The organism is Pauljensenia sp. C0170B4, assembly GCF_056590235.1.
Genome location: NZ_JBWPVS010000003.1, coordinates 1 through 13,390, shown reverse-complemented (window position 1 = coordinate 13,390; position 13,390 = coordinate 1). Strand labels below are relative to the sequence as shown.

The following is a 13,390-nucleotide window of genomic DNA, read 5'->3' as shown; positions in this document are numbered from 1 at the left end:
CTGGTCGTAGTACTCAGATTCAGGGGCGCGCGGGCAGCGCATCCATGTGTGCGCGTGCCAGCACGGGTTGCCCGTCACCGTTGGCAACGACGCTCACCACGCCGGTCGGGCCCACTCGGGTGGCATCAAGGCCCAGGGCGGTTACCTCGTCAATGATCGTCTGACTGGTGCGTTCTTCTTCCATCGACACTTCGGGATGGCGGTGAAGGTCAGCACGCAGGTCTTCTTGCCATTTGTGAATATCGGCGTACCGGCCGGCGATGTGCTGAACGTGAGACATATGTCCTCCTCTTTGCAGCTGGTGGCAGCGGCTCACATGCGCGGGACTCGTCGCCCGGATGCCTGCAAAGGCCTCTGAGTGCATTATCTGTCTGATCGCTGAGCGTTCCAACGTACCCGGGGCAGGTGCACGCTCGAGGCGTCGTGAGATTGACACGATGGGTCCCACGTTCTAATATTCACTTTTATTAGTGGCTTTCATAAGGGAGATGGGCGAACGTCCATCGCAATAATGCCCATGAAAGACGTGGCAATGAGGCAGTGAGGACGCAGTATGAGCACTCGGCGTAGTTCAGAGCGCGGAGACCGGCGTGCCCTGGACGTAATCAACGTGCTGCGTCAAGGCGGCGCCACCCATTCCCAACTCGCTCAAGCCTGCAGCGTGACGCGACCGACCGTGACGCCGATCCTGGAAGGCCTGGCAGCACGCGGAATGATCGTTGAGCAAAGCAGCGTCGTTGACGGTGGCAGGCCGGCACGCGTATTCACTCTGGCGCCCCAGGCAGGATTCGCTGTGGGCGTGGATCTGCTTCAACGGACAATGGCCATCAGCGCGATCTCCATGTCCGGCTCCATCATCCAATCGCGTGTAGCTCAGCTGAAGGCCCAAAGCGGGCAGGAACGCTACCGCGAGGTAGAGGCGCTCATCACCCGCTTCATTGAAAAGCTGCGGCCCCAATGGGGACCCGTTCACGCCTGCGTCGTCTCCACCACAGGTGTCATTGATGCCCAGGGCACGATTGTTCGTTCAGACCTGATCCCATCGTGGGCTGGCTTTCCATTTGGTGATGCCCTGCGCCGCGATCTGGAATGCCCGGTTCGAATCGAAAATGACATCAACGCTGCGGCAATGGGTGAATTTGTGACTCGCGTCAGCGACGGAAAACTTGCCGCCGATGACGACCTGCTGTTCGTGAACTGCCAGTTGGGCATCCACACGGGGCTGATCCTCAAAGGACAACTCCACCGAGGCTGCTCATTCAATGCCGGTGAAATCACAGACGTGGTGGACGCGCCCCTCGTGGAGGAATCCGTTGCCCGCAATCAGGTCGGCACCCAGGATTCACCGCAGGACAGAGCCTCCCTCGAACGTGCCTACGCCCAATGGGGCGAACGACTGGCCAGCATAATCGGACCGCTGGGGGTGGTGGTCGATCCGCGAACCATCGTCATTGCAGGCCTTCCCGCCAACTCCACGCAAGTCATGGCAGCAATCAAGAGGAAACTTGCCAGTCTGCGCCCTGAATCCGCACCTGATCTTCGAATCGAAGAATCTCCCTACGGCACGGCCTGCGCCTCAATTGGCACCGTCGCATGGGCACTGCTGGACGCAGATCGCCACCTCTTCGGGGAAGGGTCCTCGCAGCTGCCCACGCTCCATCACCTTCACTCAATTCTGTCAGCTCAACTCAACAGGAGGCATACGACGTTGACGACTCAGCACACATCCAGTTCATCTGCGCCACTGAGAGTCGGCGTTGTGGGGATCGGGGCCCGCGCCCCTCTGGCTCTGGGAGCCGAAAATGCCAGTGTTCCGGCGCAGATCGTCGCAGCATGTGAACCGCATCCGCAGCGCCGCGAACGCGTCGAGAAACAGCTCAAGCGGGACCCGGACTCGATTGCCGTATGCGAAGCAGTCGACGAGCTCATTGAATGCGACGTTGACGTTGCATTTGTGACATCACCAGATGACACCCATGCCGACATCGCGTGTCAACTGCTCAAGGCAGGAATCGACGTGTACGTTGAAAAGCCGCTCGCCATCCACCTTGACGATGCCACACGCATCCTGGAGACGGCATATGAAACTGGATCGAAGCTGTACGTCGGTCACAATATGCGCCACATGAACGTCGTGCGCACCATGCGTGATCTGATCCGCGCGGGGCGAATCGGTGAAGTCAAGACGATCTGGTGCCGACACTTCGTGGGCGCAGGCGGCGACTTCTACTTCAAGGACTGGCACGCCACGCGTGAGCACGGCACGGGGCTGCTGCTGCAGAAAGCCGCACACGACATTGACGTGATGCACTGGCTGGCCGACTCTCACACGACAGACGTCGTCGCAATGGGCGACCTGATGGTATACGACAAGATCACCGACCGCGGCGATCATTCCAACGAGCTCATGCACGACTGGTATTCCCTCGACAATTGGCCGCCCATGACCCAAAAGGGCTTGAACGCCGTTATCGATGTCGAAGACGTGTCCATGATGCTGATGCGAATGGAATCTGGTGTCCTGGCCTCATACGAGCAATGCCACTTCTCGCCCGATTACTGGCGAAACTACACGGTGATCGGCACCGAAGGGCGTCTGGAAAACTTCGGTGACGGCGAGGGCGGGCACATCAGCTTGTGGAATAAGCGCACGATCTATAACCCTGATGGTGACGAGCAGTTCCCCATCATCGGTGATGAGAAGGGGCATGGAGACGCCGACAAGCTGATTGTTGACGAGTTCCTCCGATTCGTTGCCCACGACGCGGTGACCGACACATCGCCTTTGGGAGCATGGTACGCGGTGGCTGCCGGCATCCAGGCAACGAGTTCGTTGCGCGAGGGGAACGAGCCGCGCCACATCCCCGAACTTCCTGAACACCTTGTTGCTTATTTCAATCACAACCAGGTGAAATAACGGCTACTGAACTGAGCCGCGCTATTATCCCAAGATCGTATATAAGTAATACTCACAACTTGTAGCGTGAAGAATCGACTACGTAACCCAAGGGAGGGTGCCGATGTCTCGAGAAGGAGTCGCTTCCGTAGAAGAAGTTGCCGCTGCGGAAAAGACACGGCAACGACACAGTCCAACCGGGCTGGTCTATCTGCTCAAACGCCTGGGATTCTATGTCGTCACTGCTTTTGTGGCAGTCGTCTTGAACTTTGCCATTCCGCGCTTCATGCCCGGCGATCCGGTGGTCACGTTGACCCGCCAGATCGAACAACAAACGGGAACCAAGCTCAGTGCAGAACAGGTTCAGTCGATGTATTCCCTCTACGGCGATCCGCAGAAGAACATCGTGGAACAGTTCCTGACCTACATCTGGGACGTCCTGCACGGCGAATTCGGTATCTCCGTCATGCGATACCCGACCAGCGTGGGAGAACTCATCAGTGGTGCGTTGCCGTGGACCGTCCTGCTGGTAGGTGTGACAACTTTACTCGCCTGGCTCGTGGGAACTGCTCTGGGAGCCATCGTCGGCTGGAACCCGGGATCGCGCCTCGACAACATCCTCACTCCCGCTTCAACGTTGTTCTCATCATTCCCAGCATTCTGGGTATCGATGGTCGTGCTGTGGGTCTTTTCTTTCCAGTTGAACTGGTTCCCTGGTGCAGGTGGATATGACCCCGATGTTCCTTTCGACATCAATAACTTCTACTTCGTTATGAGCGTGCTGCGGTATGGCGCACTGCCCGCATTCACCCTCATCCTGATCGGTTTTGCCGGATGGCTTTTCTCGATGAGAAACATGATGGTGACCACGATTTCGGAAGACTACGTCACGCTGGCAAAAGCAAAGGGATTGCCCGAGCGAACCGTGCTGTTCCGCTACGCGGCGCGTAACGCGCTCCTGCCGAATATTACGAATCTGGCCATGGCAATGGGAGGCATCGTGGGTGGTGTCGTCCTCAGTGAAATCGTCTTCACCTACCCCGGGATCGGTTACCTGCTGCTGCAGTCGATCCTCGCGAAGGATTATCCAGTCATGCAGAACATCTTCCTCATGATTGTTTTTGCCGTCCTGATCGCTAACTTCGTTGCAGATTCCCTGTACGTGGTTCTCGATCCTCGAACGAGGGAGAACTGATGCTCAAGCAATTTCTCTCAAGCCGCAAAGTACAGGTCGGAATTTCTGTCCTGATCTTCTTCCTGATCGTTGCGATTTTCGGTGAACTGTTCATTACCACAGTGATGAACCTGGACCCGGCAGCCGTCGACTACGAAAACATGGGGTCAGCGCCAAGCAGCGAACACCTTCTGGGCACGAACCTTGCCGGACAGGACGTATTTGCGCAGACGGTGAAAGGCGCGCGCGGATCGGTATTCGTCGGTTTGATTTCCGGTCTTCTGGCAACGGTGATCGCTGTCCTGGTCGGAACATGGTCGGGATACTCAGTCGGCCTGATCGACAAGGTGACGATGGCTTTCGTGAACGTGCTGATGACCCTCCCAAGCCTTGCACTGATGTTCATCATCGCCGGCTACATCAACAATGCCGGGATCGTCATGATCGCCCTAATTATCGGCTTCCTGGAGTGGCCCGGTGGTGCGCGAGTCATCCGTTCGCAAACGCTTTCTCTTCGCAACAGAGACTTCACTGCGGCTCTGCGTTCAATCGGAGAAAAGAGGTGGCGAATCGTCATGGTCGAAATCGTGCCTCACCTGGGCGGCATCATTTCGGCAATGTTCCTGCGTGCTCTGGTGGCTGGCATTTTCGCTGAATCCTCCCTCGCATTCCTAGGTATTGGAAATACAAACGGAATGTCCTGGGGTATGCAGATCGGGCAGGCACAACAGCAGGGCGCATTGCTGCGCGGCATGTGGTGGTGGTTCCTGCCACCAGGTATCTGTATCGCCCTGATCGGCTTTGCGACGGCAATGGTGAACTTCGGTCTGGATGAAATCACGAACCCCTCACTGAACGCACGATTGACGAGCATCACCCGCAAGTTCAACAGGAAACGTGACCGAGAGATTCGATCCAGCGATCAGCCCGTGATGTGGAGCGCAGATACAGGGACGGTGACCTCATGACAGAGCCAGTGAAACTGCTGGAAGTTGACAACCTGTGCGTCGACTATCTTGGTATTGACGCCGATGCGCGGGCGTGCAACGACGTCAGCTTCACGCTGCATCGAGGCGAGATCCTGGGCGTGGCTGGTGAATCAGCTTCCGGAAAATCGACGCTTCTGACAGCAATAATGAGGTTGCAAAAACCGCCCGCCGTTATCGCATCTGGCGCAATTCGCTACTATTCCCCAGACGGAAAGGTCATCGATCTGGCGCGTGCCAGTGAGGACCAGATCCGCCCCCTGAGGTGGGTTGATCTGTCAATCGTGATGCAGTCGGCGATGGCCTGCCTGAACCCGGTGATGCGTCTGGGCAAACAGTTCGATGACGTGCTGGCAGTCCATAATCCCAGGATGGATAAGAAGGCTCGCCAGGAACGCGCAGTGTCGCTGCTGGAAGATGTTGGCATTGGCCCTGACGCCATGACACGTTACCCGCATGAATTGTCCGGAGGGATGCGGCAGCGCTCACTGATCGCGCTGGCGCTGGCATGCGATCCAGAACTGATCGTGATGGATGAGCCGACCACTGCCGTCGATGTCGTCATGCAGCGCCAGATCCTCGACGAGATTCTGGCACTTCAGGAAAAGCTGGGATTCTCGGTCATTTTCGTGACGCACGACCTGTCGTTGCTCCTCGAGATCGCTGATCGCATCGCAATCATGTATGCCGGCAAGCTCATTGAAATTGCTGATGGCGAGGACCTGGCAGATGACCCGATCCACCCGTATTCGCGTGGTCTGCGGGATGCTTTCCCCTCGTTGACCCAGCCCAAGCGGAAGTTCCACGAGATTCCTGGCACCCCTCCCGACCTGTTGAATCTGCCACCAGGCTGCCCCTTTGCGCCGCGCTGTGAATTCAGAGAAGCGCGGTGCGAGGAAAAGCCGCCAGTTCTGATTGATCTTGGAGGCGGACGCTCAGTGGCCTGCCCCGTCATGGTGGAGAGGAGGAACGACCATGCCCGAAACTGAAGTGGTTCTCGCCGCTGAAGATGTGACCGTCACCTTTGAAGGCAAGGCACAATCAGGTGGACGCAGCACTGTCACTGCCTGCGATCATGTCAGCCTCGAGCTGCACAAGGGTGAAGTGGTCGCCCTCGTCGGTGAATCGGGATCTGGAAAAACGACGCTGGCGCGTGCCCTTGCCCTCCTCGGTGACATCGATTCTGGGCAGATTTTGCTGCACGGCAAGACGGTGAACCTCAGCGGGCCGAACCGCATCAAGCCTATTGAGTACTACGGGCAGGTGCAGATGATCTTCCAGGACCCGTTTGCCTCGCTCAACAACCTGAAGACGGTGCGTCACATCATCGGCAGAGCGTTGAAACTGCATGGCCGCGCCACTAGTCGGCAGGAAGTCGAGCAGCGAACACTGGAACTGCTGGAAACCGTGCATCTGACTCCTGCCTCAGAGTTCATCGACCGGTATCCCAGTTCCATGTCCGGTGGGCAGCGGCAACGCGTCTCCATCGCGCGGTCGTTGGCTGTGGAGCCGTCTGTGCTGCTGGCAGATGAACCCACGTCGATGCTGGACGTGTCGATACGAATCGGTGTGCTGAATCTGCTCGATGAGCTGCGTCATGAACGTGGCGTGTCCATCCTGTACATCACGCACGACATCGCCAGTGCGCGATACCTGTCTGACCGGATGGCCGTGATGTACCACGGGAAGCTGGTTGAAGTGGGCCAGACTGAACAGATTGTGCACGAACCTGAGCACGACTATACGCGGGTTCTGATTGGCGCTGCACCGGATCCGAGCAGGCGAGTCAAGAGAACGAAAAAACGATAAAAGAAATCCAACTACGTACCAGAAAGGTCACACAATGATGAGGAGATGGAGACGAGCACTGGCAGTCGGCCTGTTGTCAGCGGTGACGCTGACCGGCGTGGGGTGCTCCTTCGACAAGGGAGACGGGGCATCGTCGAGTGCCTCCGGAGACGCATCGAGCTCCGAGGTTAAGATTGCCGGCTGGGGCGGAACCACCTGGAGTCAGAACTTCAACCTGTTCTCCCCGACAGCAACTGCGGTTACGCCGGGCACAGCGTTCTTCTATGAGCCGTTGGTTCGTCTTGATCGCACCAAGGCCGGCGAGGTTCTTCCCTTCCTTGCTGAATCATGGGAATTCAATGAGGATGGAACAGAACTGACATTCACCCTGCGTGACGATGCGACGTGGAGCGACGGTGAACCATTCACCGCGAAGGATGTGGCGTTCACCTGGCAGCTCGTGATCGACGGAAAGACCAAGGCGTTCTACCCGTTCAAGCAAGTCAGCGCTATCGACGACACTCATGTGAAGGTCGTGTACGACGAACCGGCGTTCGCTGACCTGGTTTCATTCGCAAAGCGCCAGATCATTCCGGAGCACGTGTGGAAAGACGAGGATCCGGCTACCTTCACCAACCCTGAGCCGATCGGGACGGGTCCCCTCGTCCTTGATTCCTTCTCGCCTCAGCAGCTGACACTGAAGATGCGCGACGACTACTGGGGTGACACATCCACTGACGTCAAGACCGTGAAGATCATGGCCATGAGTGCTGACGCCGCCAAGGACGCCCTGAAGAAGGGGACAATTGACTACGGCACGGCCGGGTGGGAAAACGCTGATGAAGAATACGTCAGCAAGGACCCCGAGCACTTCAGCTATACCTTCTACCCGGTGGGCACCAGCGACGGAATCGTCTTCAACACGATGAAAGCACCGTACGACGATCCCGCAGTCAGGCGTGCGCTGCGCGATTCGATTGACCTGGAAGCTGCCGCGAAGGCTGTCAACGTTGGATACTCAGTGCCGACGAAGGCTGGTCTTGACCCGAGCGTGTACGGAGATATCCTCGCGAGTGGTCAGGAAGCAAAGCTGGATGTCGAAGCCGCCAAGAAAGATCTGGCTGACGCCGGATGGGAGGTTGTCGACGGCAATCTGGTGAAAGACGGACAGTCCTACACGCTGCAATATGATGTCTACCAGCCCTACACCGAATGGGTGCTGACGGCGCAGATCCTAGCTGACCAGTGGAAGCAGAACCTCGGCCTGACAGTGGGAATCAACCAGCTGGCTGACCAGCCATTTTCTCAGCTGGTCGAATCGGGCGACTACGGCATGATGTCCTCGAGCCCGACGCAGGGTCTGCAGATCACGGACATCGTTACGCACTTTGACTCGGCGCGCGTCGGAACGCCTGGAGAAAAGAACGACGGCAACGAGATGTTCTTCAAGAACGAGCGTCTCGATGAGATCGGCGTCAAGCTTGGAGAATTCCCACCGGGAAGCACGGATGATGAATTCAAGAAGCTGGCTGTCGAAGCACAGGAGATCCTGGCTGAGGAGGCCCCGTTCATCGCCACAGCAACTGCCGGCTGGAAAGCCGAGCTCAACTCGATGAGGTGGACAGGCTGGCCTGTTCAGGGAGAAACTACCTGGGTACCGAATAACACCTTGCCGGCAGACGCTATTCTCAATATTTTGAATCTGAAATCATCATGACGCGATCAACACTGGAAGTGCGGGGCGCGCAGTTCCTGCGCGGCAATGAACCGCATCTCATCATTTCCGGCGCACTGCATTATTTCCGAGTGCACCCGGATTTGTGGGAAGACCGTCTCAAGCGGCTGGCCCTGATGGGCTGCAATACCGTCGAGACATATGTGGCGTGGAACTTTCACGCCCCGGCTTCCGGGGTTGTGTCATTTGAAGGTGGCAGAGACCTCGGCCGCTTCCTCGACATTGCGGCGGAGCTTGGCCTGGACGCGATTGTGCGACCAGGGCCTTACATTTGTGCCGAATGGGAAAACGGCGGCCTGCCGTCGTGGTTGACGCACGACACATCCCTGCGGCTGCGCTGCCGCGATGAGAAGTTCCTGGCGGAAGTGTCCCGCTGGTTCGATCAGCTCATCCCGATTGTGGCGCAGCGCCAATCCAACAGGGGTGGCAACGTCGTTGCCGTCCAGGTGGAAAACGAATATGGTTCATGGGGGGATGACGCGCAATACCTCGCGATTATGCGCGATATGGTCACCGATCGTGGGATCGATGAACTCCTGGTGACGAGCGATGGTGGCGCTTCCCTGTGGCTATCTGCCGGAACCGTGGAGGGCGCGTATCCGACCGGTAACTTCGGGTCGCGAGCTGAACAGGTCCTCCCCGTGCTGTCTCAGTGGACAGACGGCGGGCCGGGGATGTGCATGGAGTTCTGGAACGGGTGGTTTGACCATTGGGGAGAACCCCACCACGACAGAGACGCCCAGGACTGTGCGAACGAACTTGATTTCATGCTCTCGCACGGCATGAGTGTCAATTTCTACATGGCGCACGGAGGCACCAACTTTGGCCTGTGGGCCGGTGCGAACCAGGCGGAGGACTACCAGCCGACCACGACCAGCTACGACTACGACGCTCCCATTGCTGAAGACGGAAGGCTCACGGCAAAATTCCACGCCTACCGACAGACGATCGCACGCTACCGGGATCTTCCCGATTACGAGGCAGAACGCGAACGCCTGGGGATCACGGAAAATCCCACAATGCAGCCGCGCCTGGATCTGCAGCTCGAGCATTCCCACAACCTGCGCACACTGCCCTTGTGGCGCAGTGAAGGTGAAGGCTGGCCGTGGGTTCCCACCTTTGAAGAAGCGGAAATCGACCTGGGATTCCAGCTGCTCAAACGCGAGATCACGGTCTTCCCCTGGTCTGACGGCGCCATTGTGCCGCTTCGGTTCATGGAGCTGCACGACAGGGCCTACGTGTGGGGTAATGGGGTCTTCCTGGGAGTTGCTGATCGCAACAATCCTGACCAGGAAATATCGCTGGAGCCTGCGCTGGGCGATGTTGCGGAGAGGCAATCGCTCGAGGGGACAACGATTGAGCTGGAAATACTCGTCGAGAACCTGGGGCGTGTGAACTTTGGCCCCCACCTGGGCGATCCTAAGGGAGTCGTTCGAGGAATCTGGTACGGGGTGCGTTTCCTGAACAATTGGCAGGTTGTCTCGCTTTCGCCAGAATCGCTCCTTGCCGCATGCGAGGAAGCGAACGGGGCGAATTCTGAGCACAGCGCTTCGGCCGGGTTGCCAGTTCTTGCCTCGGCGGCATTTGACGTCGAGGACGAGGCGGACGCCTACCTGGACGTATCGCAATGCGGTCACGGCATCGCCTGGATTGATGACTTCTGCCTGGGGCGTTTCTGGAATATCGGGCCACAGCACGCACTGTACGTCCCGTCGCCGCTGCTCAAACCCGGCAGACATCGGATCACCGTGCTGGATCTGGAATGTGAGCACCCCTCGGTCTCACTTATCGACCATCCGCTGTTCACCACGGAGGACTAGAAGCACTGGAACCGTTGGTGCGGACACATCTCAGGCCCTGGCTCGGCGCAGCCAGGGCCTGAGTGCATGGAGAGGTGCCCGCGGTGGCTCTACGATGGCAACCATGGCACACCAGATTTCGGCACCTGTTCCTGCAGGGCCTGGCGACAAAGTGGCACTGCTGTCACCTGCGTGGGCGGCACCGGCTTATTTCCCGGAGGTTCACCGCCAGGCGGTCTCGCGCATGGAAGAGCTGCTGAATGTGGAAGTGGTTGAATACCCCACCACGGCGGCAATGAATGCGTCACCAGCTGATCGCGCTAGGGACTTCAATGCCGCACTTGCTGATCCGCAGATCCGCGCCATTTTCACCACCGTGGGCGGCGACGATCAGATACGGATCACCCGGTTCCTTGACCCTGTTCTGGCCCGACGTGACCCGAAACCGGTGTTCGGATACAGTGACAACACAAATATCCTGAACTGGTTGTGGCGCAACGGAATCGCGTCATATCACGGTGGCGCCTCCATGGTGCATTTCGGAAGTGGCCCTGGTGTGGATAGCGAGCACCTGGCAACGGTGCGTGCAGCGCTCTTTGGTCAGGAAGACCTGCCCTTGCCCATGCCTGAAGACAGTGAGGACTACGGGTGGGACTGGTCGACGCCACAGGCACTGACTGAGCCTGTCCGACGAGAAAGCGCAATTCCCCTCGAGTTTATCGGCCCTGACGCACTTGTACGAGGGCGCACCTGGGGCGGCTGCATGGAAGTGATCGATCAGCTGGCGCTCGCGGACCGTCTGCCGGCGGCGCGTGAACTCGAAGGTGCGATTCTTCTGCTGGAGACATCCGAAATGCTGCCACCGCCGGATTATGTGGGACGCTGGGTGCGCGCGATGGGGGAGCGTGGGTATCTGGACGCCGCCGCAGGTCTGGTGTTCGCCCGTCCTGTGGTGCGTAATCGCGAGATGCCCGACGAGCCGGAAGCTGTGGTCACGGCTCGCCGCGAGGCCTACACCGAGTACCTTCTGTCCAACATCGTTGACTACACGCGCGACCTGCTGGTGTGTATCGGGTTGCCGTTTGGCCATACGCGACCGCAACTTGTCCTGCCCTATGGTGGTGAAATCACGCTTGACCCGTCAGCGGGCGCGGTGATTGCACATTTCGCATCCGTGTGAGTCTCCCTCGCCAAAATGCAGGTTGATGCCGCAGTCGATAGTCAGGGGAGTCACCACGTTAAGTGTTGGATTGGCAGGTTCGCCGGTGATCTGCTGAATGATGTCGCAGAGCTACTCGGCGCTGTGCACCCCTGAGTTCAGCTGCTGACACAGAAGCCGGGTCTGGACTGCGCGGGCATGCATGAACTCCGTGGCTTCACTTCCGGGTGTGAGTGCCTGGCCAGCAGCCATCATTTTCAGGAATTCTGCTCGATTCATGTGGCTCCTCCTTGCTGCCCATTGTAGCATTCTCATCGAAACGAGACTGGACTGTCGGAGTGGAGCGATTGGTGGCAGCAGACGTCAGTGAGGGTATGCATGTGCTCCAAAGAGACGTCAAGCTGTTCCTGCCTGGATGCGCATCTGGTGTCCCGGACTTGACTTCAGAAGCATGACAAGTGAACGCCGAAATATGCGTTCGACCGATGGACACGTCTTGCTTCTCAAACCCTGAGCCTGCTGCAAATAGAGTGCATCGACGCTTGCCAACGAGTCTGCCGGCAGTTAACTCATTGCACGACAGCACTGACGCAGGAACTGTGGCGCTGTATCAGTGGTTGCACGATCTTAATACCGCCAATGGCATGACACATCCACACAAAAAGCCGGGACACCGCCAACAAACTGTCAACGATGTCCCGACACATCACACAGTGGAGCTAGGGGGATTCGAACCCCCGACCTTCTCATTGCGAACGAGACGCGCTACCAACTGCGCCATAGCCCCAAGGCTCAAGTATCGTACCACCCTGGCAGCACGAAATGCACACTGGGGACTGTGAAGCGCACCGCCATCATTTACGAGTATTGATGCGCGCTTACATGCATGCACACTGCCAGCGCGGATCAACACTAAGGCGTACAAAAATTGATCTGAGTAATTCAGTGCTTGGTGCGCCACACTTTTAGGGGATCAGCGATGGTGGAGCGCACTCAACCGGGCACCAAAAAACCAGAATTAATGATGATAAAAACCGGATTAAAACAGTATTCCACCTGCTGTTTGGCGACATTGTGCCGAAAAATCGAACGGTGAGGGAGCTCACCGCAAATCAGTTTGACGATCGCCCCGATTGTTCGTAGAGTATTTTCTTGTCGCCCGGGCGGTGCTGATTGTTTGTGGTTGGTGTTGTTTGTGGTGGTTGTCCCGCGTTTGTGGCCTTTTGTTTGGGGTTGTGGGCGTGTGGGGGTGTTGTTTGTGAACTCGATAGTGTGTTTGTTTTGTTGATGCTTGTTTTTGTTTTTTGAGTTTTTTTGGTTGGGATTGGCTGCCCTGTTGTGGGGTGGTTGTTTTCTGAGCAGATTATGGTTTTTGTTTTTTGTTTGGAGAGTTTGATCCTGGCTCAGGACGAACGCTGGCGGCGTGCTTAACACATGCAAGTCGAACGGGATCTGCGTGGCCTTTGTGGTTGTGTGGTGAGAGTGGCGAACGGGTGAGTAACACGTGAGTAACCTGCCTTTTTCTTTGGGATAACGCTCAGAAATGGGTGCTAATACTGGATGTTCTGCGCTTTCCGCATGGGGGGTGTGGGAAAGGGGCCTTTGTGGTTTCTGGAGGGAGATGGGCTCGCGGCTTATCAGCTTGTTGGTGGGGTGATGGCTTACCAAGGCTTTGACGGGTAGCCGGCCTGAGAGGGTGGGCGGTCACATTGGGACTGAGATACGGCCCAGACTCCTACGGGAGGCAGCAGTGGGGAATTTTGCACAATGGGGGGAACCTTGATGCAGCGACGCCGCGTGAGGGATGGAGGCCTTCGGGTTGTGAACCTCTTTCGCTCGTGTGCAAGCCGCTA

Annotated in this window: 10 protein-coding genes, 1 tRNA gene and 1 rRNA gene; 9 read left to right on the top strand and 3 right to left on the bottom strand. The window is 57.7% G+C overall.

Features of this window, described 5'->3' with window-relative positions:
• Positions 1–19: 19 nt before the first annotated feature.
• On the bottom strand, positions 20–280 hold the full coding sequence (locus AC1EJ1_RS04410) for a hypothetical protein (RefSeq protein ID WP_058237802.1): 261 nt from the start codon (positions 278–280) through the stop codon (positions 20–22).
• 273 nt (positions 281–553) lie between these two features.
• Here AC1EJ1_RS04410 and AC1EJ1_RS04405 point away from each other — a divergent pair, with 273 nt between their 5' ends.
• The 8 genes from AC1EJ1_RS04405 (at position 554) to AC1EJ1_RS04370 (ending at position 11,558) form a co-directional block, all read left to right on the top strand.
• Positions 554–2,917 carry an ROK family protein gene (locus AC1EJ1_RS04405; RefSeq protein WP_480295386.1) on the top strand — a complete coding sequence of 788 codons (2,364 nt, stop codon included), beginning with the start codon at positions 554–556 and terminating at the stop codon, positions 2,915–2,917.
• Positions 2,918–3,020: 103 nt separating this feature from the next.
• Positions 3,021–4,091: an ABC transporter permease gene (locus AC1EJ1_RS04400; protein ID WP_480289712.1), complete on the top strand. Its 1,071-nt coding sequence runs from the start codon at positions 3,021–3,023 to the stop codon at positions 4,089–4,091.
• Positions 4,091–5,038, top strand: a complete 948-nt coding sequence (locus tag AC1EJ1_RS04395) for an ABC transporter permease (RefSeq protein ID WP_070728235.1) — start codon at positions 4,091–4,093, stop codon at positions 5,036–5,038. Before AC1EJ1_RS04400 ends, AC1EJ1_RS04395 begins: the two co-directional genes overlap by 1 nt.
• The gene (locus AC1EJ1_RS04390; protein ID WP_480295385.1) at positions 5,035–6,045 is read left to right on the top strand and encodes an ABC transporter ATP-binding protein; all 1,011 of its coding nucleotides are present in this window, start codon (positions 5,035–5,037) and stop codon (positions 6,043–6,045) included. Before AC1EJ1_RS04395 ends, AC1EJ1_RS04390 begins: the two co-directional genes overlap by 4 nt.
• The gene (locus AC1EJ1_RS04385) at positions 6,032–6,865 is read left to right on the top strand and encodes an ABC transporter ATP-binding protein (protein ID WP_285016033.1); all 834 of its coding nucleotides are present in this window, start codon (positions 6,032–6,034) and stop codon (positions 6,863–6,865) included. The genes AC1EJ1_RS04390 and AC1EJ1_RS04385 overlap by 14 nt, the downstream gene beginning before the upstream one ends.
• A 34-nt stretch (positions 6,866–6,899) precedes the next feature.
• Positions 6,900–8,561, top strand: coding sequence for an ABC transporter substrate-binding protein (locus tag AC1EJ1_RS04380; RefSeq protein WP_480295384.1), 1,662 nt, complete (start codon positions 6,900–6,902; stop codon positions 8,559–8,561).
• Positions 8,558–10,399, top strand: coding sequence for a glycoside hydrolase family 35 protein (locus tag AC1EJ1_RS04375; protein WP_480295383.1), 1,842 nt, complete (start codon positions 8,558–8,560; stop codon positions 10,397–10,399). The genes AC1EJ1_RS04380 and AC1EJ1_RS04375 overlap by 4 nt, the downstream gene beginning before the upstream one ends.
• 103 nt (positions 10,400–10,502) lie before the next feature.
• A complete protein-coding gene (locus AC1EJ1_RS04370) occupies positions 10,503–11,558 on the top strand; it encodes a S66 family peptidase (RefSeq protein ID WP_285016036.1) in 1,056 nt (351 codons plus the stop codon).
• Positions 11,559–11,669: 111 nt separating this feature from the next.
• On the opposite strand, the gene AC1EJ1_RS04365 is transcribed toward AC1EJ1_RS04370, so the two are convergent.
• Together AC1EJ1_RS04365 and AC1EJ1_RS04360 are read right to left on the bottom strand one after the other, a co-directional pair.
• Positions 11,670–11,816, bottom strand: a complete 147-nt coding sequence (locus tag AC1EJ1_RS04365; protein ID WP_480289707.1) for a hypothetical protein — start codon at positions 11,814–11,816, stop codon at positions 11,670–11,672.
• Positions 11,817–12,251: 435 nt separating this feature from the next.
• Positions 12,252–12,324: transfer RNA gene (locus tag AC1EJ1_RS04360), tRNA-Ala, on the bottom strand.
• A 593-nt stretch (positions 12,325–12,917) separates the two neighbouring features.
• Between AC1EJ1_RS04360 and AC1EJ1_RS04355 the strand changes: the two genes are divergently transcribed.
• Positions 12,918–13,390 (top strand): 16S ribosomal RNA (locus AC1EJ1_RS04355); the annotation flags it as partial.

What these genes read in the sequence shown, in the direction of transcription:
- AC1EJ1_RS04410 (WP_058237802.1), bottom strand. Translation starts at nt 280, where the DNA reads ATGTCTCACGTTCAGCACATCGCCGGCCGGTACGCCGATATTCACAAA.
- AC1EJ1_RS04405 (WP_480295386.1), top strand. Translation starts at nt 554, where the DNA reads ATGAGCACTCGGCGTAGTTCAGAGCGCGGAGACCGGCGTGCCCTGGAC.
- AC1EJ1_RS04400 (WP_480289712.1), top strand. Translation starts at nt 3,021, where the DNA reads ATGTCTCGAGAAGGAGTCGCTTCCGTAGAAGAAGTTGCCGCTGCGGAA.
- AC1EJ1_RS04395 (WP_070728235.1), top strand. Translation starts at nt 4,091, where the DNA reads ATGCTCAAGCAATTTCTCTCAAGCCGCAAAGTACAGGTCGGAATTTCT.
- AC1EJ1_RS04390 (WP_480295385.1), top strand. Translation starts at nt 5,035, where the DNA reads ATGACAGAGCCAGTGAAACTGCTGGAAGTTGACAACCTGTGCGTCGAC.
- AC1EJ1_RS04385 (WP_285016033.1), top strand. Translation starts at nt 6,032, where the DNA reads ATGCCCGAAACTGAAGTGGTTCTCGCCGCTGAAGATGTGACCGTCACC.
- AC1EJ1_RS04380 (WP_480295384.1), top strand. Translation starts at nt 6,900, where the DNA reads ATGATGAGGAGATGGAGACGAGCACTGGCAGTCGGCCTGTTGTCAGCG.
- AC1EJ1_RS04375 (WP_480295383.1), top strand. Translation starts at nt 8,558, where the DNA reads ATGACGCGATCAACACTGGAAGTGCGGGGCGCGCAGTTCCTGCGCGGC.
- AC1EJ1_RS04370 (WP_285016036.1), top strand. Translation starts at nt 10,503, where the DNA reads ATGGCACACCAGATTTCGGCACCTGTTCCTGCAGGGCCTGGCGACAAA.
- AC1EJ1_RS04365 (WP_480289707.1), bottom strand. Translation starts at nt 11,816, where the DNA reads ATGAATCGAGCAGAATTCCTGAAAATGATGGCTGCTGGCCAGGCACTC.